This is a genomic window from Nitrospirota bacterium, assembly GCA_040757335.1.
Taxonomy (GTDB): domain Bacteria; phylum Nitrospirota; class Nitrospiria; order 2-01-FULL-66-17; family 2-01-FULL-66-17; genus JBFLXB01.
The window spans coordinates 24,898-45,263 of the sequence record JBFLXB010000020.1 but is presented as its reverse complement, the minus strand read 5'-3'; the positions used below and the strand labels follow the sequence as shown (position 1 = coordinate 45,263).

Here is a 20,366-nt window from a genome sequence, read left to right as displayed (position 1 = left end):
CCCGCCGGCCGGCTGAGATCACAGACGACCGGGACCAGAAACGCTGACAACTCCCGATGGGCGCGCCGACCGCGGAGCCAGGCGTGCGGCCTGGGGAGGAAGAGCCCCGAACTCCTCGTCGGGCTCTTCCTCCTCCGCCTGCGGCCGGCCGTCCCCGTCCTCCATGGACGGGAACATCTGCTCCCAAAACCGTTCTGCGGCGATTTGTGCCTTACTGCGGCGCGGCCGGTCGAACACCCGGTAGCCGCACAGCAGGCAACGCCATGATGCCTCGTCCTGGTCCCAGCAGAGTCCCACCACCGCCTGGTCCGCGCCGGCTCGACAATGGGGGCAGGCGAGTGACGCGCTGGTTGCGGCGACTCTCTTGATTGACTGGTGACGTTCCATCGCCGTTCTCCTCTTGCGATCCGGTACCGCCGCGTCCATCGCATCACAGGCGGCGTGTTGCTTCGGCCCGCGGTGCCCCGTTCTCCGACGGCTGCGAAACCGCGGGTTCAAGGTCGAGCCGCGTGGGAATGACGAACGTGAACCGGCAACCGTGTCCAACCCGGCTGGTGACGGCGACCGATCCGCCGTGCATCTCCACAAACCGCTTGACGATCGGCAACCCCAGCCCGGTGCCTCCGAATTCGCGGGTGAATGACGAATCCACCTGGGTGAACTCCTCGAAGATTCGCTCGGCATCCTCCTCCCTGATCCCGATCCCCTGATCAATCACCGAGACCTCGATTGCAGGGCGGCCGCCCATGATCGACTCGCGGGCTTCGATCTGGATGCGTCCGCCCTGCGGCGTAAACTTGATGGCGTTGCTCAGAAGGTTCAGCAGTATCTGTTTCACCTTGATCTGATCGGCCTGAACCATGAGCGGCTCGGGCCCCAGGGTGTGGGTCAGGACCTGGCGTTTTTGTGACGCGAGCGGGTCCACGGCTTTGAGACAGGTCGTGATGAGATGCCTCATCGAGAACTCGCCGAAGTGCAACTCCATCTTGCCGGCCCGGATTTTGGTGAGATCGAGGAGGTTGCTGACGATCTCGAGCAACAGCGTGCCGCTGTTGTGAATGCTGGTGACGGCCTCGCGCTGGTTGGCGGTCAGTTCCCCGGCCATCTTCGCCAACAAGGCTTCGGAGTACCCGAGGATCGAGGTCAACGGCGTTCGGAGTTCGTGGCTGATGTTGGAGAAGAACGACTCCTTGAATCGCTCGGCTTCCCGGAGTTGCTCGACCATCGCGCGGGTCCGGCTGTACAGGAGAGCATTTTCGACGGAGACGCTCAGTTGGGAACACATGGACTCCAACAGACCGAGGTGCTGCTGGCTGAACTGCCGCGGTCCCTGGCAGGCTCCGCTGAACACGCCCAACACCCGTCCCTTGGAGACCAAGGGGATGGCTACCCAGGCGGTGCATCCTTCCTTCGCGATGAGCCCCTCGCTGGGAGGGCCTTGGCTCGTGCCCTCGATGATCATCCGTCGGCCCGACCCGGCGACCTCGCCGATGGTCAGCTCCCCGGCCGCTACTTCCTTGTAGCGCTTGATGATCTCCGGGGGAACGCCGCGCGACGCCTGGAGCATCAGGCGGTCTTCCTCGGCGTTCCAAAGCCAAACGGCCCCGCTCTCGAACTCCATCACTTCCAGGATCTTTTCGAGGGCGTTGTCCACCGTGTCTTCCAGCTCCAGCGAGCGGTTGGTCGTGGCGGCGATCATGTTCAACGCGGACAACTGGCTGGTGCGCTCCATCACACGTTGCTCAAGCGTGGAATAGGATTCTCGCAGCTTACCGGTCATCTCGTTGAAGGCTCCGGCCAGCTCCTCAATCTCGTCGTTGGTCCGGATCGCGAGCGTGACGTCGAGGTTTCCCTTGCCGATTTGCTCGGCCCCTTGTTGAAGGAGTTGGATCGGCTTGGCCAGGCGTTTCGACAAGACGAGTCCCATCAACGCCACAAAACAGATTAGCACGATGCCGGATGACGTCGCGGACCACAGCAGCGAGTCGATCGGCTCGTACAGCTCCTCCGGATCTTGTCGGATGAAACTGTGCCACCGCTTCCCGGTCGAAGCGCTGGTGATGACCGAGGTTGCCGACACCGGCGCGAACCCGATGATGGAGCCGGTTCCGCCGTGCCCATCGTCGTCCGCCATGACCCAGTTGGGCACGGCTGATGTCAGGGTGGAGACCAACCCCTGATCCTTGAGCAGGGTGCCGGTCGGCAGGAACGGGCAGGTCAGGACCCGTCCGTCCGAGTCGATCAGCATCGCGTGACCCGACTTGCCGAACAGGATGGCGTGGATGGGGGCCTGGAGTAGTTCTCGCACATCGTGAACCACCGCCAACACGCCGATCGCCTTTTGGCTCTTCTCATCGATTACCGGGACTGCCATGATGATCGCGTAGGTTTGGTCCGCCTCGCTGAAAAACAGGTCGCCGATGTAGCTCTTGCCCAGGCCATTGTTGTAGGTCTCCCGCCACCACGATTGGTCGCTGTTCAAATAGTCCGGCGCGCCATTGGCGCTGGCCACGACCGCCCCCTGCTCGTCGGTCACGAAGAACGCGAGATACGGAACTGCCATCGTCCGGATGTACCCCCTCAACACGCTGGACGTGGGGCTCAGCAGGATCTGTTGTCGCAGCGAGTTGTGCTCTCCGCTCTCCCAGCGCTCGCGCCGCTCCGCCAACACGCGCGCCGCGTCGGAATCGGAGAGTCGCGCATAGGCCCTGTTCGCGGCGCTGAGATCCGCCAAGATCTCGCTCCGCGCCGCGAGATGCCGCTTCCCGTCGATCTCCCGTTCAATGACCATATCGATCTTGCGAGCCGCCTCGACGGCCAGTCCTTGGAAGTTCTGGCCCATCGCCTCGCGAAGATGGAGGGTCCCGGTCCAGTACGTCATCAGGAGACCCACGAGCACCGGGATGAAGCCCACCAACAGAAAGGCGAGGACGATCTTTTTCCTGAGGCCTTTCTTGGGCGCCTGGGAGGCCATGCGGTCTCCTTCTCTTCGGCAGGCCGCGTCCCCGCCCGTCGGCGAGACGCGGGCATTACGTGCTATTCCGAGTCGACCTCGGTGAACTTGTACCCGACACCCCGGACTGTGATGATGTATCGCGGGTGGGACGGGTCTTCTTCGATCTTGGCCCGCAGATTGCCGATGTGCACGTCGATCACTCGGTCCACCACGCTCACGTCTTCGTAGGCGTAGATCCGTTGGATCAATTGCTCGCGGGACAAGGCAATGCCCGGCGCATGCGCCAGCGCCTCGAGAATCTTGTACTCGTAGACGGTCAGCGCCACTTCCTGGCCCCCGACCATGACCTTGCGTTTCTCGAAGTCCACGTCCAAATCAACATGTCGAAGGCGTTTGGTCGCGGTATTGGGCCGGTGCAAGCTGCGCCGCAAGATGGCTTTCACGCGGGCGATGAGTTCTCGCGGACTGAAGGGTTTGGTCAGATAATCGTCGGCGCCGATGGCAAGGCCCAGGATCTTGTCGAATTCGTCGGCTTTGACCGTGAGAATGAGGATCGGGGTATCGGATCGCCGCCGGATGTCGCGGCACACTTCGATGCCGTCGATCTTGGGCAGCATCAGGTCCAGAATGATGAGGGCCGGCTCGTGTTTGGCAGCCAGGGCCAGCGCCTCTTCGCCGTCGGCGCCGGTCAGGGTGGCAAAACCTTCGTTGCGGAGGGCGCTGGCGATCAACGACGAGATCTGCGGATCATCGTCGACGATCAGAATGGGGTTCGCCGATCCTTTGGTCGTCAAGGACGCGACTCCCGCGTGGCACAGGTCAAGTCCATGCTACTCCCTTTCTCCCTCGGCTGTAAACACGGTCCTGGCCCTCTTCGGACAAGCGCACCTCGAACCCATTCTCGACGATCGTGGGTCCGACCCGGACGCCTTCACTGTTTACTGCTCGGAAGCAATCACCACCATCGAAACCGCCACCGCCCCAAACGCGGCCAGAATCAAGACCGACGCCAGAATCATCGACTCCATGTTGATCACCTCCTCAGGGAGCCAGTGTCGCGCTCAGATGGGTTGACCAAGCCATCATGCCGAGAAACCCCAACAGCATTGCGAGCCCGTAGGCTAGAGACCCCAGCGGTTGCATGTTCACCTCCGTAGACTTCGGGACAGCCCTGACTGACGGGTGCGAGCTTACTCCGCGGGCATTAGCCCGCGATAAAGCCGGCGTGAAGTTTGGTCAAGCTGGTGTTAAGAAACGGTAAGGCTGATCGCTACTGACTGGCGGGAGTGGATGTCAGGCAGTACGAGGATGAGCTAAGCTACCGTCGAAGGTAGAGGAACAACCTCGTCATTTCATCAGGGTCATCAGAATTCCACGCCCAACGACAGGCTCGAACGCACGTCGTTCCTTTTGGGCACGGTCCCGTCCGCCGCTGCTTGGGGATCCGACACGTGATCCCAGACCACTGACAGGTCCACGTCGAACACCTTGGTGAGGTCGATCTCCAGCGTGGCGACCGTATGATGCAATGCGCCTCCGGCTTCTTCGCTGACAAATTGGCCGGTGTACGAAAGGTTCAAGTCGGTACGTTTGGTAATGTCCGCCTCGGCGCTGGTACCAATCGCGAAGACCATCGTGTCCTCGGATTCGTTCTCCCCCGTCTCGACCGTTTCGAACCGGGTCCGCTGATAGCCCGGGCCCATGAAGACGTCCCACTCCAGATTCTGCCGGTGAACGATATCGTAGCCCAGCCCGACAACGCCGGTGACTCGGTAGGCCACATTGCTGAACGGATCGCTAAAGTATTCCAACACCGGGGCTCGGACGTAGAGGCGGCGGGACAGCCAATAGTCGAATACCGCCGTCACACGATGGTTGTTGGCCGACTCCACGCCTTCGAGTTCTTCCATAGCCCCCAGGTAATCCAGGGACAATCTGGTGGCGGGAGTGCGCCGGGTCAGGTCGGTTGTGATATTCAGGCCCTTGCTGTCGGTATTGCCGGTCAATGTCGTCAGGCCAATGCTGACCTTGCCCGACCAGTAGTCGATCTCGTGCGAGCCCGCGGGCGTGATGGCAATGAGTCGGGCTCGGTCGAACACGACCGGACCGTCCCTGCCCTGCACGGTGACCTTGTCCCTTGACACCTGCAAGCTGCCCTCGATACTCACCCGCTCATCCGAAAACGCGAAAATCTCGTTGAAGTGGGGCAGGAGTACGAAGTCTCCAAAAGGCGTCCCCTCCCCTGGTCGCTTATCGAACAAGACCTGATGGAGGTGCGGCGACCGAACCTGATAGACGTCTTCCCAGTCGAACTCCTGCCAGTCGAGCTCCTCGCTGTCGAACTCCAAGCTGTAGTCCTGCATCGACTTGAGGCTCCCTTTGAGCCATTCACCGGACTTGAGTTGAATCCAGTCGAATCGATCCGCTTCCGGATCAGGAGGTCGCCAGGGCACTGTCAGTCCGGACTGCCCGGGTGGCGAGGATGATGGCTCGGCGTTCGGCGGTTCTGAAGCCAGCTGGGCGAACGTGTCCGTCGGGAGGTCCACAAGCGACGACAGGGCGCGGGCGCTCCCGGGAATCAGCAGGATGATCCCCACCGCGATGACGCCGAGGCTCGTCTCTCCAGCCCCCAATTCGCTCACTTCAGGTTGGCCTTCTCCCAAGCCCGCACCTTCGCGCGGGCGGCGTCGAACGGCTCGTAGTCGCCTTTCCGCAGCTTCGTTTCATTCTGACACCCGGAGAGAATTTGGCCGTGGCTATACCACGGTGTCGTGAAGCCTGTCTACTAGTAGATCTACTAGCAGCTATCAGGACCGCAGGATCCGATGTATCGGCACCGTTGGTAGTGGTAACATGCGGCGACCAATTCCCGGACAGATCGATCATGAAACGGAGCGTACGCTGGATTCTCATTCCACTCCTACTGATCCCGCTGCTCTTTGTAGGCTTCACGATCCTTGCGGGCCGGCTGATCAATCAAGACGGGATTAAGAATCGCATCGAGACCGCAGTCTCTCGGGAGCTGGGGGGGCAGCTCCAGTACCAGCGCGTGGGACTCGCGATTTTTCCGCGGCCGCAGGTCGTGATCAGCCGGCTCTCCGTGACGATCCCGGGAAGCATGGCCGGCACATCCGAGTCCCTCAAGGTGGCGTTTGAACTGCTCCCCCTCTTCGTCGGCAAGGCGCGGCTCGCCGACGTGCGGCTCAGTCACCCCGACGTCACGCTGATTCTGGGAGACACGCCCTCGACGCGGGGAGACGCGGACACCGCACCATCCAATCGGCCCCTCGCCGCCGTCCTGGGATGGCTGGCCACTACCATGCCGAATTTGGCGATTCGGATCGACCACGGACGCCTGGTCTTCTCTCGCCAAGAGGAGCCCGCGTTTGTGCTCGACGATGCCTCGATCCGGATCGCGTTTTCACCAGAGGATGCCGCGCCATTTCGGATCACGGGAAACGCGCGCGGGGTCCTCACGAAGGAGGAGTTACCGGGACCGGTCACACTGCGGATTGGAACGTTTGACGCACGTCCGCACACCGTCTCGTTCACCGACAGCGAGGTACAGGCGCTCGACGGAGACTGGACCGTCTCAGGCCGGTTCGATGACTACCTGACCACGCACCCCGCTGCCGACTTCACGATCGCGGGATCCATCGGCCCCGACACGATGCAGTGGATCCGCACCGCGACGTCCCTCCCGGAGGAACTGCTGCTCCGCACGCCGGTGTCCGTCTCGTCGGCGCACCTGGCCTGGAAATCGGGCGGCACTGTGCAGGTCAAGGGGTCGGCATCGGTGCAGCGTGACGTGTCAATCGCGTTCAATGTTCAACGATCCCCGGATTATTTCACCATCGACGAGCTCGGCGTGCGGGATAAGGACTCGCAGGCGGCCTTCACGTTGGACCTCCGGAACCGGGTGCTGCGTCTCTCATTCGCCGGACATCTGGCACACTCGACCTTGGCCCGCGTCTTCGAGCAACAGCGCGTGGAGTTCGGTTCGCTGGCGGGCGATTTCCGAACGCAAATCGCGTTGGATCGTCCACGCGACTCCACCGCACAGGGTCGACTGGAGGGAGACCGGTTGGTCCTCCCGATCCAGACACGGATTCCGGTGTTCATCGACCGGGTCGTCGCGCAGGCAACGGAAGGCACGGTCTCGGTTGATCCTCTCGTGATCACGATCGACGGCATCCAACACACCGTCCGCGGCCAGATTTCAGCCGACGCCGAGCAATGGCTCCTGGATCTGCACGTTGACCGGCTCGACTGGGGGACGATCGCGCAATTCTTCGGCTCCAGGACCGCCGACTCCGACACCGCCGGATCGGAGCCGGCCCGCGATGCGACAGCGGGGGAGCCGGTTCGAGCGACCATCCGCGTCTCTGCCGGGTCGTTCACGGCCGGAGGCTGGACCGCGGAGCCGGCCCGCGCGGACGTCGCCATCGGACCTGATCCCCCCCACATCACCCTTCATGAGGCCATCGTGTGCGGCATCACGGTCGCGGGGTCGGCCACGATCGCCGGGGACGCAACCCGGATCGCCATCACGTCGTCGACGAAGAACCAGAACCTCGAACCCACCCTGACGTGCCTGGTCGGCAAGCCCATGCGGGTAACCGGCACGTTCGATCTGTCGGGCAAGCTGGACTCCACGGGAGCCGGCAAGACCCTGGTGGACCACCTCGGCGGCACCGTCGCGCTATCAATCAAGGGTGGACGCTTCTACGCGGATTCCGCCGTGGTCAGAATCCTCTCGTACCTGAACCTCACCGAGCTGCTGCGAGGCGCCTTCCCCGACCCCGGATCAGACGGCCTTGCCTACAAGAGTGTGGTTGTGCGTGGCACCGCGCAGCGAGGTCGCCTAGTAATTAGCGAGGCGGTGGTGACGAGTTCGACTGCGCAGATGGCGGCAACCGGATCACTCGACCTGCGAAAGCAGACGTTTGACATCACCGTGCTTGTCGCCCCGTTGACTACGGTGGACGCCGTAGTCAAGAGAATCCCTCTGGTACGGGAGATTCTGGGGGGCTCGCTGGTGACCATCCCGGTTCGCGTGACCGGTCCATTCGATGATCCGAAAGTGGACGCGGTTCCGCCGGGCGCGGTTGCCAAAGAGCTTGGCGGGATCATGGAGCGCACGCTCAAACTCCCGTTCAAAATCATGGCCCCGGTGATCCCGGGAGGGAAGAAGCCGAAAGAGGTCGAAGGCGCTCGTGGTACGGATTGAAGGTCTAGCCCAGGGGATTATTGATGTGCGTAGGCGTACGACCACCGCCATGCCACCGCCACCCAACCGGGGCGAGGTTCACTGCGCCGCTCGGGCACGAATTCGACGTAGAGTCTGTCGGTTTGCCACCCTAATAAGCCTGCCGCTCATCGCGATGCCGATTACCGTCGCCATGGCAGGCGACCCCGCGACCGACCCGGTAAGCCGCCAAATCGAGGACGTGACGCGACCCGTCAGCGGCATCATGCCAGAGTCGCTGAAGACCGAACTCGTGGTCATGCCCATGCCGCTGTCGAATCCCACGATCGGCACCGGCCTTGCCTTTGCCACCATGATTCTCTACAGGCTCGACGAGCAGTCCCCGCCTTCGAGCACCACGGTCGGCGGCGCCTACACCAACAGCGGGACCTGGGGCGCCGGCGTCAGCCAGAAAACATTTTTCGATCAGGACCGGTACCGCTTCAACCTGATCGCGGGGTATGCCGACGCCAACATCGACTTTTACGGAATCGGAACGAGTGCCGGAGATCGCGGCACCGGAATTCCGATCTCGCAATCCGGCACCGTGGCGCTGCCCGAGCTGTCGGTCCGCGCCGTCTCGGACGCGTACATCGGTCTGCGATACCGCTATCTCGCCGTCACCACGAGCTCCTCGCAATGGGATCAGCTCGTCGACGACCTTGGAGACCTCCTTCCCGGAACGGCCGGCTCGATCCCGCAGGATATCCGGACCGTAAGCGCCGGGCCAGGGGTGGCGATCAGCTACGACTCGCGCGACAACCCGTTGAACGCCTACCGAGGTACCAGCCTGAACCTTCTTACCGACTTCATGCGCGAAGGGTTCGGCAGCGACCACGACTACACCCTGTTCAAGTTGACCGCCACGAACTATCGCGGTCTCGGGGATCGGGGGGTGTTGGCCCTGCAGGGGTTTGCCTGCGCCACCAACGGCGACACCGTTCTACGAGTTGTGTATGCTGGGCACCAGCCAGAATCTTCGCGGGTACGTGGGCGGCCAGTATCGCGACCACCTGTTATTGAGTGGTCAGGTCGAATACCGCCACCGGCTTCCCCGTCGCCTTGGCGTCACGATTTTCGCCGGATTGGGAGAGGTAGCGCCGACATGGAGCGCCTTTTCCACCGACGATATGCTCCCAAGCTGGGGGCTCGGACTGCGCTGGATGGCCGCGGAGAAACACCGCGTCAACGTGTCCGTCGACTATGCGCGCGGTTACGATTCCGAGGGCTGGTACTTCTACATCGGAGAATGGTTCTGACACCCGTCGCGTTGCCACGCGGCTAGAAGTACATCGACAGGTAAGCCAGAAATCCCCGGTAGTTACTGCGCTCCAACAGCAGGGCGTCGTCCCCTTCGAGCTCCAACCCGTTGGCGTAATGATTGATTCCCAGTCCCACGCCGAAGTGCTCGGTGAACCGATACTCGGTCGCGATCAGCGCGTCCGTCAGTTGTCCTCTCATGTTGAACGCGTTAAAAAAGAAATACTGCGCGGATACCTTTGCGGTCCAACGCGGGGTGATGTGATAGTCCATCAGGAAGCCGAACACGGGCAAGGGCGCCGTGACACTCTCGGCTTCGGACTGACCGGTTGAGTCGGACAACGCCACCCGTACGAGGGATGTATAGAAGCCTGCCGACACGCCGAGTTCCACATCATCATTGTGGTAAAAGGAGTACGTGTACCCGAGCTTCACGACCCCGGTGTCGATCTCGCTGTTGATCACGTCGTTGACGGCAAAACTCTCGTCACCCCACTGAATGGTCAGATCCAAATCGCGTACACCTTCCCGCTGAATCCGGTAATAGGACGCGTCCACGCGGTGCCGGGGATTGAAACGGTAGTATCCGTCCACTCGCGCCACGTTGGCGCTGGAATCTCCGCCGAGCGTGTCCCCGAAATCAATGGTCGTACCCACTGGCGCTCCGACCGCGTCGAGGCGGAGCGTCGTGTCGTAATTGCGCACGAGAAAGCCTCCGGCTCGGAGCATCCATGTATCGGGCACTTCCTCGGCCCACGTCTCGTTCGCCGCCAGCCCGATCACTGCGACGACCACAATCCACAATCCTCTTGCCATCATCCACTCCTGATCAATGGCTTGACCACGCGAGCTTACCGGGGCGAGGACACCGACGTGCACTTTCGGAACAAGACCTCGCTGTCAGATTCAATCAGGGCCTGGTTGCCCTTCATCCACAGGACCTTTCCGCCGTCGGTAAACGTCGCGCCGCTCGCGGAGATGGTGCGCTTCATAGTCCACTCCTGCTCGTCAAACTTCACCACAGCCGAGTTCTGATCCGGAGCCACTGTCACCTGGAACGTCTTCCCACCCTCGCACTGGTAGCGATAGGCACCCTGGATCGGATACGGCTTCGGCTGAACGCAACCGGCCAGCGCTCCGCCGATTAGTGTGAGAGCCAGAGCGTAGGCCCACAGTCGCGCATCTTGAGGCATCTCATACTCCTTATGTGAGATCATTGGCCGCTAGAACCACAGCAACTGCCACGCAACCCCCATCGTATCGAAGTTGGAGCCGATGCGGGTCGAGACTCCCCGCGCCCAGGTAAGCTTCACGGACTGGCTAACTGTCACCGGGACCGACAGAGTGATTCCTCCGCGGGTATTGTTTTGCCGGTCGTCCTGAACCGCGCCGTCAACCGTCGTCGACCCGCCCGAGTAGTAGGTGAAGTCGAAGGCCGCCCACAGGCGCGGACGGATCGTGTATACCACATGGGTCTGGAGCGAGGCAAGCGGATCCTGTTTCCGTACCTGGCCGCCGAAAAAGTCGTCGTTTTCCGTGAACAGCCACACGCCCGCGTAGAATTCGAGGTTCCAAGCTCCCAGGGGCTGCGAGAGCCCCACCTCCGGCTTGAACGCCCAGCGGTTGGTTCCCAGGTTGATCAACTTTGAGGAGTCGTACTCGCCGAACGGGGCGATGACGATGACGCTTGCGCCCAGGGTGGTTGCCTGTTGATGACGCGCGAATTCTTGCGGTGTCAGCGCCGGCCCCCCGATCACGTTCACGCTAAGCCGAAATTGCGGGTCGCCGAATCCGGACCGATCAACGGTTCGATTGACCTCCTGCACGTCGCCAGAGACCGTGGCCCACGCGTACGGAGTCGTCAATGTCACACTGGCTTGCCGGCCGAGCAGGCCGAAGGTGCGACCGTAGTAAGGTACCGCGCTGTGGACTCGGGCATGGATGTTCGTAATCGGCACGGAGGGGTCCGTGACTGCGCCCCCGCTCGAATAGGCGTAGCCCAAGCCGAGGAAGTTCGCGCCAACGGGCGAGGGCGAATAGGCCCGGGGTTCGAGCTGCTGGGCCGCCGCCGGCCCTGCGCTGACGAGCAGGCCCGTAAGGACAACCAGCCATACGGTATGTGATCGCACATTTGTGCATTCCACGACTGCCCGAATTCCTGATCGACTACCGTTCACGGCGGGCGTAATAGAGGTACGCACCAACCGTGAAGAAATTGGTCGCAACTGCGGTGACGTTCACATGGCCGGCCGGACGTCGGACATGGCGTCGCTCATAAGGAACGCTCCTGGAACAGGTCGCACTCCGCAGTCTTCCCATCGGACGGCCTCATCGCGCGTCTCGTCCAACCCTATCGCGCTTTGTCCTCCGCCTTGTCAGCCGCCTTCATTGCCTTTAGCTCGATCGTCACGTCTTCTTTTTGGGCGTCGGTCCCTTTCACGCTCCCAGCATCCGGGGTGCCCTTCTTGAACGCGGCGTGCTTGCCGCCCTCCAGCGCCCGCTTGGCATCCAGAAGGCCGTAGAGCTGGATGGACTTGGCCACGAGCCCGGTCCACCCGGTTTGATGGCTCGCGCCCAGCCCGGCGCCGTTGTCGCCGTGGAAGTATTCGTAGAAGAGGAGATGGTCTCGCCAGAGAGGATTGGTCTGGAACTTTTCCGTGCCGCCATAGACTGGCCGCTGCCCCTGTTCATTACGCAGGAAGATCCGGCTCAGCCGATCCGCGATCTCCTTGGAAACCTCAAAGAGGTTCATCATCTTCCCTGACCCAGTGGGGCACTCGATCTTGAAGTTGTCACCGTAGTACAGGTAGAAATTGAGCAACGCCCGGATGATCATCGCGTTCACCGGCATCCAGACCGGGCCCCGCCAGTTGGAGTTGCCGCGGCCGAGGACCTGGCGCGACGCCGCGAGGCACTGCGCGCGTATCGGGAGGCGCAGGAAGACTCGGCCTATGCGCAGGCGCTGAAGAACTCTGCCCTGGCCACGCAATTGCGGCAGGGCAAGGTGTCCTTCGTCTGGGGCCGCGCGTGGCTGGGCTACGATCATCCCCGCAAGGTGGCGACCGACCCCGCGGACACCTCCACGCACCTCGGTCCGCAGATCGGGAAGGTCATCGCTCTCACGCGCCGCGAGCTGCTGATCATCTCCCCCTATTTCGTGCCGGGCAAGGAGACGCGAACGTTTGTCAACGCCGTGATCGGGAACGCCGCCGCGCTGTTCCAGTAGAGATCGAACGCCGACGACACCTCGCTGACCACAGGGCCGATGGCCAGCACATCGAGATCGCCGAAGTCCAGATCGGGCCGAGCCTCGAAGTACTCGTCGCCAACGTTGCGCCCGCCCACGATGGTGGCGTGGTTGTCGGCGGTAAACGATTTGTTGTGCATGCGGCGGTTGACGCGCCCGAAGTCGAGCAGCATGCCCAGGCCCCGCGCCGTGCGCAGCGCGATTGGGTTGAACAGGCGGACCTCGATGTTCGGATGCGCGTCGAGCGCCACCAGCGCGTCGTCCTTGGCCGCGGTACCAAGGTCGTCCAGCAGCAGGCGCACTCTCACCCTGCGCTCCGCGGCGCGCACCAGCGCCTCCGCGAGCAGGCGGCCGGTCGTATCGCCGTGCCAGATGTAGTACTGCGCATCCAGGCTCTTCTGCGCCGCCTCGGCCAGGACGATGCGAGCGACGAACGCGTCCAACCCCCGCTCGAGCGCGAGAAATCCCGACTCCCCGGGGTGCTCCGCAACGAGCGGCACGAACGCCCGCCCGAGCAACGTATCGTTGGTCTCGGTCAATGCCGACGATTCGGTACGGGGGTAACCGGTCGGCAGTGAGACACAGGCGCTCAGACCCAGCGCCGCGAGCGCCACCAACGGCCGAGTGCGTCTCTCAGTGTACGGTGACACGGGGATCTGCATTGTCGATCGGCGCGCCATGCCGCGAGCACGGTTCCGTTACGGCTTTTCCAAGAATCCCTGCCAGGAGAGCGCCCGCACGCCCGGCGCCACCGCCGGTGTTCCGGCGCCTGACTTCGGCGCCTGGTGAACCAGAAACATGTCCACGGCGGCCCGCTTGGGGCACTTCTTCTTCATCGCCTGAGCCAGCCTCTGCATGGGCGCCGCCATCGCCGGCGTGATCGTCTTGCTGGCCTTGCACTCCACCAACGAAACGGATCCTCCACGCCCCGGCACCACGAAGTCCACTTCCAATCCCTGTTCGTCCCGGAAGTGATACAGTTCACGCCGCCCGCCCGCATTGACCTGACCTTTGACGATTTCCGACGCGATGAAACCCTCGAACAGCGTGCCCAGGAACAGCGACTTGGCCAATTCGGCTGCCGTGTCGATTCCCAGCAGATGACAAGCAAGGCCGGAGTCGGCGATATACACTTTCGGCGATTTGATCAGCCGTTTGCCGAAGTTCTGATAGTACGGGGGAACGATCAGAATCTGCGCCGTCATCTCCAGTACCCCGAGCCATTGCGTGATCGTCGGCACGCTGACGCCGACTGGCGCGGCCAGATCGGTCTTGTTCAACACCTGCCCGTGCCGGCTCGCCAGTAACGCCAGAAACCGCCTGAACGTGGCGAGGTCCCTGACCGCCGTAACCGCTCGCACGTCCCGCTCCAGGTAGGTCTGGAGGTAGGAGCTAAACCACAGCCTCGCGCCGCCCGGTCTCGCCACGGCCTCGGGATAGCCCCCGTGCAGCAGCGTGACCTTCGGCGTCTCGCGCACGGACAGCGGGTACAACTGAAACACCGCCGCGCGGCCGGCCATCGATTCCGATACGCCCCGCATCAACGGCGCCTCTTGCGAGCCCGTCAGCACCCACTGGCCGGCGCGCCGCGGCCGGCGATCGATACGCGAGCGGACCAACGCGAAAACCTCGGGGACGTTCTGTACCTCGTCGAGGATCGCGGGCGTCTTCACGGCATCGAGAAATCCCTGCGGGTCGGCCCGGAGCCGCGCCACGATGTCCGGATCTTCCAGCAGGAAATAACTGGCCCTGGGGAACAGGTGCCGGAGCAGCCAGGTCTTCCCGGCCCGGCGGGGCCCTGTGAGGATGACCGCGGGAAAGTCTTTGACGGCTTTCCGGATCTGAGCCTCTAAGCGGCGTCGAACGTATCTCATAGTTGAGATTTATAAACTTACTCTTTAGATTTCTCAAGTTCTATCCTGACGCCCGCCGCGATTGTTCTCACGGCGGCTCTGTCCGCCACTTGGTGGGATCGGCGCCCATTTGCTCGCCCAGATCAGCCAAGGTGTTCATCACCTCGATCTGAAACGTGCCGGGCTTGGGCGGCACCCACTCGTCAGGGACCGCCATCACGCGCACCTGTATTTCTCCGCTGTGCTTGAGATTCGCGATTTCCGCCAGTGCAAAGAGGTGGCGCATGGAATTGACGGTGGAAGTCTGGGTGGACATGATCGTGGCGCGGGTCATGATGTCGGGCCAGCGCCCTTTCGTCACTTGGGGCGGAAAACGGAACTGGTTGTTGAAGATGACCCAGTAACGCAGGAGCGGCATCGGCTCACCGGGATGTCTCGCCTCCCACAACGCGGGCAGGCTGTCCTCTTGACGCACTCGCCCGCCGTATAGAATGTTCCCGGTGATGGCGCCGTCCACGTAGAGGTACTCACCGATGTCCCGTGCCGGGAAAATACCGGGTATGCCCGCGCTGGCCAGCAGGATCTTGTGCACCCAGTCGGGATCGTTCTTGGCCAGCGCCGTCTTGGCCTCGGCCACGATGTCCCACGCATGCATGCTGCCGAAGTCGATGTTCGTGGTGTTCACCAGCAGTCCGCGACCGTTGCCGTCCTGCGCCGCGATGCGCTCCAGCATCGGACGGTCCAGCGCCGTGCGCACTTCGCGTTCCAGACCGGGCAGCGCAAAGAACGACGGGTTGTTCGGCAAGAAGAACAACGTACCGCGCGAGACCGCCCAGTCCTTCTGGGGATGGCGATACAGTTGGACCACGCGGTCATAGGATTCATTGTCGCCCAGGAACGCAAAGGGAGCGATCAACGCCCCCGTGCTGACGCCCGTGACCACGTCGAACTGCGGCCGCGCCAGCTCGCCCTTGACCTTCCCCCAGCCCTTCAACACACCGGCGCCGAACGCGCCCCAGTCCCCGCCGCCCGAGATGACGAGGACGTCGATGGTCTTCCACTTGGTCACCTTCACACCCTGCGCTGAGGCTTCGGTTTCGCGCTCGACACGCTCCAACAGCTTCTGCATGAACTGGCGGGTTTGTTTGGCTCTCGCCACGTCATCGATCTGCCGAGCCGCGAACAGATCCTGCACTGTCCGATCCGGTCGCCGCGGCGCCGAGGCACAGCCGACGACCACGGTTCCGATGACCACAACCAACGCGACGGTAAGCAATTTCACAACAATCGTTCGCATGCGATCACCTTTCGTTGTAACCCGACTCTATTCGTTGTAACCCGACTCTATCCAGTCCGCCACCGACGGTGTGATGAGATATATGAAGTGCCTCTCAGATTTCGTACTTGACAAAAAGTCACACTAAATGCAAAGTACGATATTCATGATAACCCGACCCTTTTGGCAAGCACGCATTGAGAGCGCCTGGCGGGAAGCCCCCATTGTCTGGCTCTCCGGCGTCCGGCGCTCCGGCAAGACCACCCTGGCGCAGAGCCTCGGCGCCGAGCAGACGTTCTATGTCAACTGCGACCTGCCGGCGGTCGAAGACATGGTGCGCGATCCGGTCCTGTTCTACCGCAACTGTCCCAAGCCGGCGGTCATTTTCGACGAGATCCACCAACTGCGCGACCCCAGCCGCGTGCTGAAGGTCGGGGCCGACCTGTTCCCCCATCTCCGGATCCTGGCCACCGGCTCCTCCACGCTGGCTGCCAGCAGGAAGTTTCGCGACACCCTCACGGGACGAAAGCGTGAGCTGCATCTGGTGCCCGTGTTGTGGACCGAGCTCGGCGCCTTCGGGGCTACTCTGCTGAAACGCCTGTACCACGGCGGTCTCCCCCAGACGCTGCTCGCCGACGCGAAGATGCCGTCGTTCTACCGCGAATGGATGGACTCCTTCTTTGCGCGGGACATCCAGCGGCTCTTCGCCTTCCGAGACATCACCCGCTTCAACGCGCTCTTCGAGTACGTCCTGCGCCAGAGCGGGGGGCAACTGGAGCAGACGCGGGCCGCCGCGGCCCTCGGCATCTCGCGGCCCACCGTCGAGAGCCATCTGCGGGCTCTGGAGATCACGCAGGCCATCACCCGCGTGCGCCCCTTCCACGGCGGCGGCCAGAAGGAGCTGGTGAAGATGCCCAAGGTCTACGGATTCGACTCGGGCTTCGTGAGCTTCGCGCGCGGCTGGGAGCCGCTGCGCCCCGAGGACTACGGCGTGCTTTGGGAGCACATCGTGCTGGAGCACCTGCAGGCGCATGTCCCGAACCTGCCGATCCGCTACTGGCGAGATAAAGCCGGGCGCGAGGTGGACTTCGTCCTCGTACGTCCCCGCGATGTGGTGGATGCCATCGAGTGCAAGTGGAACCCCTCGGAGTTCGCCCCGGGGGCCCTGGAGATATTCCGATCGCACTACCCGAAAGGCAAGAACTATCTCGTCACACCACACCACGGTCCCGCCTATGTGAAGCGATTCAACCGGCTCGAAGTCACGGTCTGCAACCCGCAGGGCATTCCGGCTCCTTGAGGCCGGCGGTCCAAGGACACGAGATTGACCACAACCGATGCGAGGGTAAACAATTTCGCGAACAATCGTTCGCACGCGATGACCTTTCGTTGTAGCTCGCTCCATCCAGTCCGCTTTAGAATTCTCAAGACTCCCTGGCGCCTGACGCGGGTGCGGCGGGACTGGGCAGCGCGTCAGGTCGGCACGGAGCTCCTGGACACCCGTCCCGCTAACGCGCGGCGAGTTTCAGCTCGCTGCCCACGCCGTCATCGCCGGCCGGCGCGCCCGTGTTCGGATCCGTGATCCCGGTGGAATGGAAACCGATGTCCTCATGGGGTCCGCCCCGAATTCCTTCCGGCTGTCATTACGCGCCGCATGGCCTCACGATATTGACATGTGGATAACATGCAGTCATAATACGCGCATGTCCAAGATGATCCAGCTTCGTCACGTCCCCGACGAACTCCATCGCAAACTCAAGGCCAGAGCGGCTCTCGCAGGACTTTCGTTGTCCGATTACCTCCTTGAGGAGGTCAGGCGCGTCGCAGAACGCCCCACGGTCGGCGAATTGATCAACCGACTCGAGCGCCGAACGTCGGTTACCCCCAAAGTTCCTCCGGCCAAGGCCGTCAGGGCCGAACGCGAGCCCCGGTGATCGTTGTCGACGCCTCGGCGATGCTTGAAGTCCTGCTCAATACCCCTTCTGCACCGCTGGTCCGTGAGCGGCTTTTTGCCGCGAACGAGACCCTTCATGCTCCTCATCTGCTGGATGTTGAAGTCGCGCAGGTGCTTCGCCGCTATGCCCTGAGCGGCCAACTCGATCCCGCTCGGGGACTCGAGGCGCTGGAAGACCTCACCGATTTCCCGATGACCCGTTACCCTCATGACCCGTTTCTCCCCCGGATCTGGGAGCTGCGTCACAACGTCACTGCCTACGACGCGGCCTATCTTGTCCTGGCAGAGGCCCTTGCCGCACCGTTGGTAACCCGCGATGCGGGTCTTGCCGCGGCCGCCGGACATCACGCAGAAATCGAACTCATTTAGCTGCGTGGCCGCCTACCGTCTGCGCCCGCCTCCGCCTCCTGCACGCGGCGCCGGGCGCATGCGCTCCTGCGCGGCGCCTGACTGCCGCGCTTGGTACGACCGATTCATGTCGGCCCGGTCGAACGACGGCGTTGAAGGCGTTGGGGCGGGGCGCGTTTCGCGCGAGGGCGGCGTTTGCGGCTGGCGTGGCTCAGGCGTCCGGTCGTCCACGGAAGGCTCGGGCTTCCAGACGCCTTGGTCGCGCGTTTCCCATTGATCGCCGGTGCGCCGCGCCACGTTGCCGTTGCGATCCGCGTACACGTTGTTGTCTCGCCCGGTCGCTGGTCGGGGCTGTTGGAGGTCGCGGGTTGCGGTGGCGCGGTCCGCTACGCGCGCGCGGTTCTCCGGTCGGTTGTACAGATTATTGTTCTGGCCGGGGCGAGCGCGGTCGCCTGCGGCAGCCATTCGGTCGCTGACGTTTGCGCGATTGCCGGCGTTGATGGTGTTGCCGATGTTGATGTCACCATGGTGGACTACCATCGGCGGACGATACCCGCCCCCGTACCAGCCGCCGCAACAGCGATACGGAGGATAGGGGCCGTAGCCGCCGCCCCAGCTCACGCCGAAGCTGAAGAATCCGTTGGTCCAACTCACGCCGAAGTTCCAGCCGGTCCACGGGTTGTACCCGACATGGAAACCCCACGTGGGCGGCCGCGGGTAGTAGTAGACGGGACCCCAATACGGGGGGTAGTACCAGCCGGTGCCGTACACCGGCACGCCGTAATAGGGGTAAGACCAGAGGTAGCCTGACGTGTATCCCACGTACACCACCTCCGGTGTGGAATCGTAGATGGTGACGTAGGTCACGTTGTACACGGGCGAACTAGGTGGAATCTTGTCGATTTCCTCCTTCGGAACCTTGTCCGCCACGGTCCAAGGACCGGTGGGGGACGCGGACGTGAACCACACGCCGTTGTCCACCGCGTAATAGCGCTGGTTGATCTCCAGCACCTGCGCGCCGGTGTTGACCGCATAGGACACGTTGGTGCCCGCGATCTTCTCGAACTTCGGCGCGCCGTCGTATTGGACCTCCAGCTTCGCCTCGCTGCGCTTGATGGCGGCGGTCTGGGGAATCGCGGCGGCGAGCACGGCTTCCTCGGCTTCCGGTGTTCCCGCGACCGAGGTGCGCACGCCCCCGATCGGCGAGTCCGGAGGGATGTCCTTGAAGCTCACGGGGAGTTGATCGGGCCGCACGAACGACCAGGGGCCCTTCTGCGTCTTGGCGCGATACCAGCGGCCTGAAAGCAGCACGTACATCTGTTGGTCCGAGATGGCGCGCAGCCACGGTGTTTCGGTGTTTTCGACGTAGAGCAGCTTGTCCCCCGCCAGCGCCTTCCACTTGGGCGTGCCGTCGGTGGCGATCAGTTCCGTGGGCTTGGTTGCGACCACGATCTTCGGCGGCTTCGCGGGTGCCGGGATGTCCTTGTCCGGCGGGGGCAGCATCTTGACCAGATCCGCGGGCGGCGATTGCGTGGGCGCGAACGGACCCCATGGGTCGTCTGCGCTGTACCAGAGCGTCCCGCTGCTCAAATAGACCCGCTTCGTCTTCGCGTCGCGCGCGACCGCGAACGGCGTATTGAGCGCGCGCTCGTAGCCGCTGTTCTCGATCGCTCGAAAGCGCGGCGCGCCGTCGTAGAGCAGCAGCACCGCGAGCTCCTCGCTGAACACAATCGCAGGCGGATCGTTCTTCAGCGAGGCGAGACTGCGTTGCTCGCGCTCCGCGCTCGCGAGGCTCGCGGAAAGCCGCTCCAGTGAAATCTCAAAGCCCGCCTTGGGCACCGCGTTGTTGACGATCTCCGTGAACCGGGCCTGGCCCGCTTCGGTCGAGTCCGGCCAGCGCACCTTGGTCACGTGCAGGTCGCGCACGAGCGCCGTGCCCTCGTCCTGGTCCGTGTCAATCTTTGCGGAGAACCAAAACGCCCCGAAGACCGGCTCAGGTTTGTCTTTGAGCTCGATCGCCGTCGCGGCCCGTCCAGTCAACACATTGCCGCTGAGCTTCTCCGGCTGCAGTTGGTAGACGAATATCTTTCCCTCCGGCGCGTCGATCTCCTGCGGCCAGTCGACCGCCTCGGCCGCGTCAGTCCAGATCCCCAGCGCGACGATCGCGCAGGCGACGACTTTCTTCATGTACGGTTTCCCCCGTTGCCTCTGTTGACCCGCCTGC

17 protein-coding genes and 1 pseudogene are annotated in these 20,366 nt (G+C 63.0%); 6 read left to right on the top strand and 12 right to left on the bottom strand.

Annotated elements, in window-relative coordinates:
* Positions 1-18 precede the first annotated feature (18 nt).
* From AB1451_11390 to AB1451_11375, 4 genes are all read right to left on the bottom strand, one after another.
* The gene (locus AB1451_11390) at positions 19-387 is read right to left on the bottom strand and encodes a hypothetical protein (GenBank protein ID MEW6683506.1); all 369 of its coding nucleotides are present in this window, start codon (positions 385-387) and stop codon (positions 19-21) included.
* A gap of 43 nt (positions 388-430) precedes the next feature.
* Positions 431-2,974 (bottom strand): ATP-binding protein, encoded by a 2,544-nt coding sequence (locus AB1451_11385; GenBank protein MEW6683505.1) that lies wholly within the window; start codon positions 2,972-2,974, stop codon positions 431-433.
* 62 nt (positions 2,975-3,036) lie between these two features.
* On the bottom strand, positions 3,037-3,750 hold the full coding sequence (locus tag AB1451_11380; protein MEW6683504.1) for a response regulator transcription factor: 714 nt from the start codon (positions 3,748-3,750) through the stop codon (positions 3,037-3,039).
* A gap of 570 nt (positions 3,751-4,320) precedes the next feature.
* Entirely contained in the window at positions 4,321-5,598 is a 1,278-nt protein-coding gene (locus AB1451_11375; GenBank protein ID MEW6683503.1) for a DUF481 domain-containing protein, read from the bottom strand.
* A 242-nt stretch (positions 5,599-5,840) separates the two neighbouring features.
* On the opposite strand from AB1451_11375, the gene AB1451_11370 reads away from it, so the two are divergent.
* Both AB1451_11370 and AB1451_11365 read left to right on the top strand, forming a co-directional pair.
* Positions 5,841-8,186, top strand: a complete 2,346-nt coding sequence (locus AB1451_11370; protein MEW6683502.1) for an AsmA-like C-terminal domain-containing protein — start codon at positions 5,841-5,843, stop codon at positions 8,184-8,186.
* A 154-nt stretch (positions 8,187-8,340) separates the two neighbouring features.
* Positions 8,341-9,489, top strand: a complete 1,149-nt coding sequence (locus tag AB1451_11365) for a BamA/TamA family outer membrane protein (protein ID MEW6683501.1) — start codon at positions 8,341-8,343, stop codon at positions 9,487-9,489.
* On the opposite strand, the gene AB1451_11360 is transcribed toward AB1451_11365, so the two are convergent.
* From AB1451_11360 to AB1451_11345, 4 genes and pseudogenes are all read right to left on the bottom strand, one after another.
* The gene (locus AB1451_11360; protein ID MEW6683500.1) at positions 9,486-10,280 is read right to left on the bottom strand and encodes a hypothetical protein; all 795 of its coding nucleotides are present in this window, start codon (positions 10,278-10,280) and stop codon (positions 9,486-9,488) included. The two genes, AB1451_11365 and AB1451_11360, sit on opposite strands and share 4 nt — an antisense overlap.
* Positions 10,281-10,315: 35 nt before the next feature.
* A complete protein-coding gene (locus tag AB1451_11355) occupies positions 10,316-10,657 on the bottom strand; it encodes an MliC family protein (GenBank protein ID MEW6683499.1) in 342 nt (113 codons plus the stop codon).
* Positions 10,658-10,687: 30 nt separating this feature from the next.
* Positions 10,688-11,608 carry a transporter gene (locus tag AB1451_11350; GenBank protein ID MEW6683498.1) on the bottom strand — a complete coding sequence of 307 codons (921 nt, stop codon included), beginning with the start codon at positions 11,606-11,608 and terminating at the stop codon, positions 10,688-10,690.
* A gap of 206 nt (positions 11,609-11,814) precedes the next feature.
* Positions 11,815-12,345 (bottom strand): annotated as a pseudogene (locus AB1451_11345) (hypothetical protein).
* Between the two features lie 123 nt (positions 12,346-12,468).
* On the opposite strand from AB1451_11345, the gene AB1451_11340 reads away from it, so the two are divergent.
* Positions 12,469-12,690 carry a hypothetical protein gene (locus tag AB1451_11340; protein MEW6683497.1) on the top strand — a complete coding sequence of 74 codons (222 nt, stop codon included), beginning with the start codon at positions 12,469-12,471 and terminating at the stop codon, positions 12,688-12,690.
* On the opposite strand, the gene AB1451_11335 is transcribed toward AB1451_11340, so the two are convergent.
* The 3 genes from AB1451_11335 to AB1451_11325 all read right to left on the bottom strand — a co-directional run bounded on the left by AB1451_11335 (position 12,615) and on the right by AB1451_11325 (position 15,861).
* Positions 12,615-13,361, bottom strand: a complete 747-nt coding sequence (locus AB1451_11335) for a phospholipase D-like domain-containing protein (protein ID MEW6683496.1) — start codon at positions 13,359-13,361, stop codon at positions 12,615-12,617. The two genes, AB1451_11340 and AB1451_11335, sit on opposite strands and share 76 nt — an antisense overlap.
* Positions 13,362-13,409: 48 nt before the next feature.
* A complete protein-coding gene (locus AB1451_11330) occupies positions 13,410-14,585 on the bottom strand; it encodes an ATP-binding protein (GenBank protein ID MEW6683495.1) in 1,176 nt (391 codons plus the stop codon).
* Positions 14,586-14,652: 67 nt separating this feature from the next.
* Positions 14,653-15,861 carry a patatin-like phospholipase family protein gene (locus tag AB1451_11325; GenBank protein ID MEW6683494.1) on the bottom strand — a complete coding sequence of 403 codons (1,209 nt, stop codon included), beginning with the start codon at positions 15,859-15,861 and terminating at the stop codon, positions 14,653-14,655.
* A gap of 145 nt (positions 15,862-16,006) precedes the next feature.
* Here AB1451_11325 and AB1451_11320 point away from each other — a divergent pair, with 145 nt between their 5' ends.
* The 3 genes from AB1451_11320 to AB1451_11310 all read left to right on the top strand — a co-directional run bounded on the left by AB1451_11320 (position 16,007) and on the right by AB1451_11310 (position 18,163).
* Complete coding sequence (locus AB1451_11320) at positions 16,007-17,140, top strand: ATP-binding protein (GenBank protein ID MEW6683493.1); 1,134 nt, start codon at positions 16,007-16,009, stop codon at positions 17,138-17,140.
* A gap of 403 nt (positions 17,141-17,543) precedes the next feature.
* Complete coding sequence (locus AB1451_11315; protein MEW6683492.1) at positions 17,544-17,774, top strand: hypothetical protein; 231 nt, start codon at positions 17,544-17,546, stop codon at positions 17,772-17,774.
* Complete coding sequence (locus tag AB1451_11310; protein ID MEW6683491.1) at positions 17,771-18,163, top strand: type II toxin-antitoxin system VapC family toxin; 393 nt, start codon at positions 17,771-17,773, stop codon at positions 18,161-18,163. Before AB1451_11315 ends, AB1451_11310 begins: the two co-directional genes overlap by 4 nt.
* A 12-nt stretch (positions 18,164-18,175) precedes the next feature.
* Here AB1451_11310 and AB1451_11305 read toward each other — a convergent pair whose 3' ends face one another.
* On the bottom strand, positions 18,176-20,329 hold the full coding sequence (locus tag AB1451_11305) for a carbohydrate-binding family V/XII (GenBank protein ID MEW6683490.1): 2,154 nt from the start codon (positions 20,327-20,329) through the stop codon (positions 18,176-18,178).
* Between the last annotated feature and the right edge of the window lie 37 nt (positions 20,330-20,366).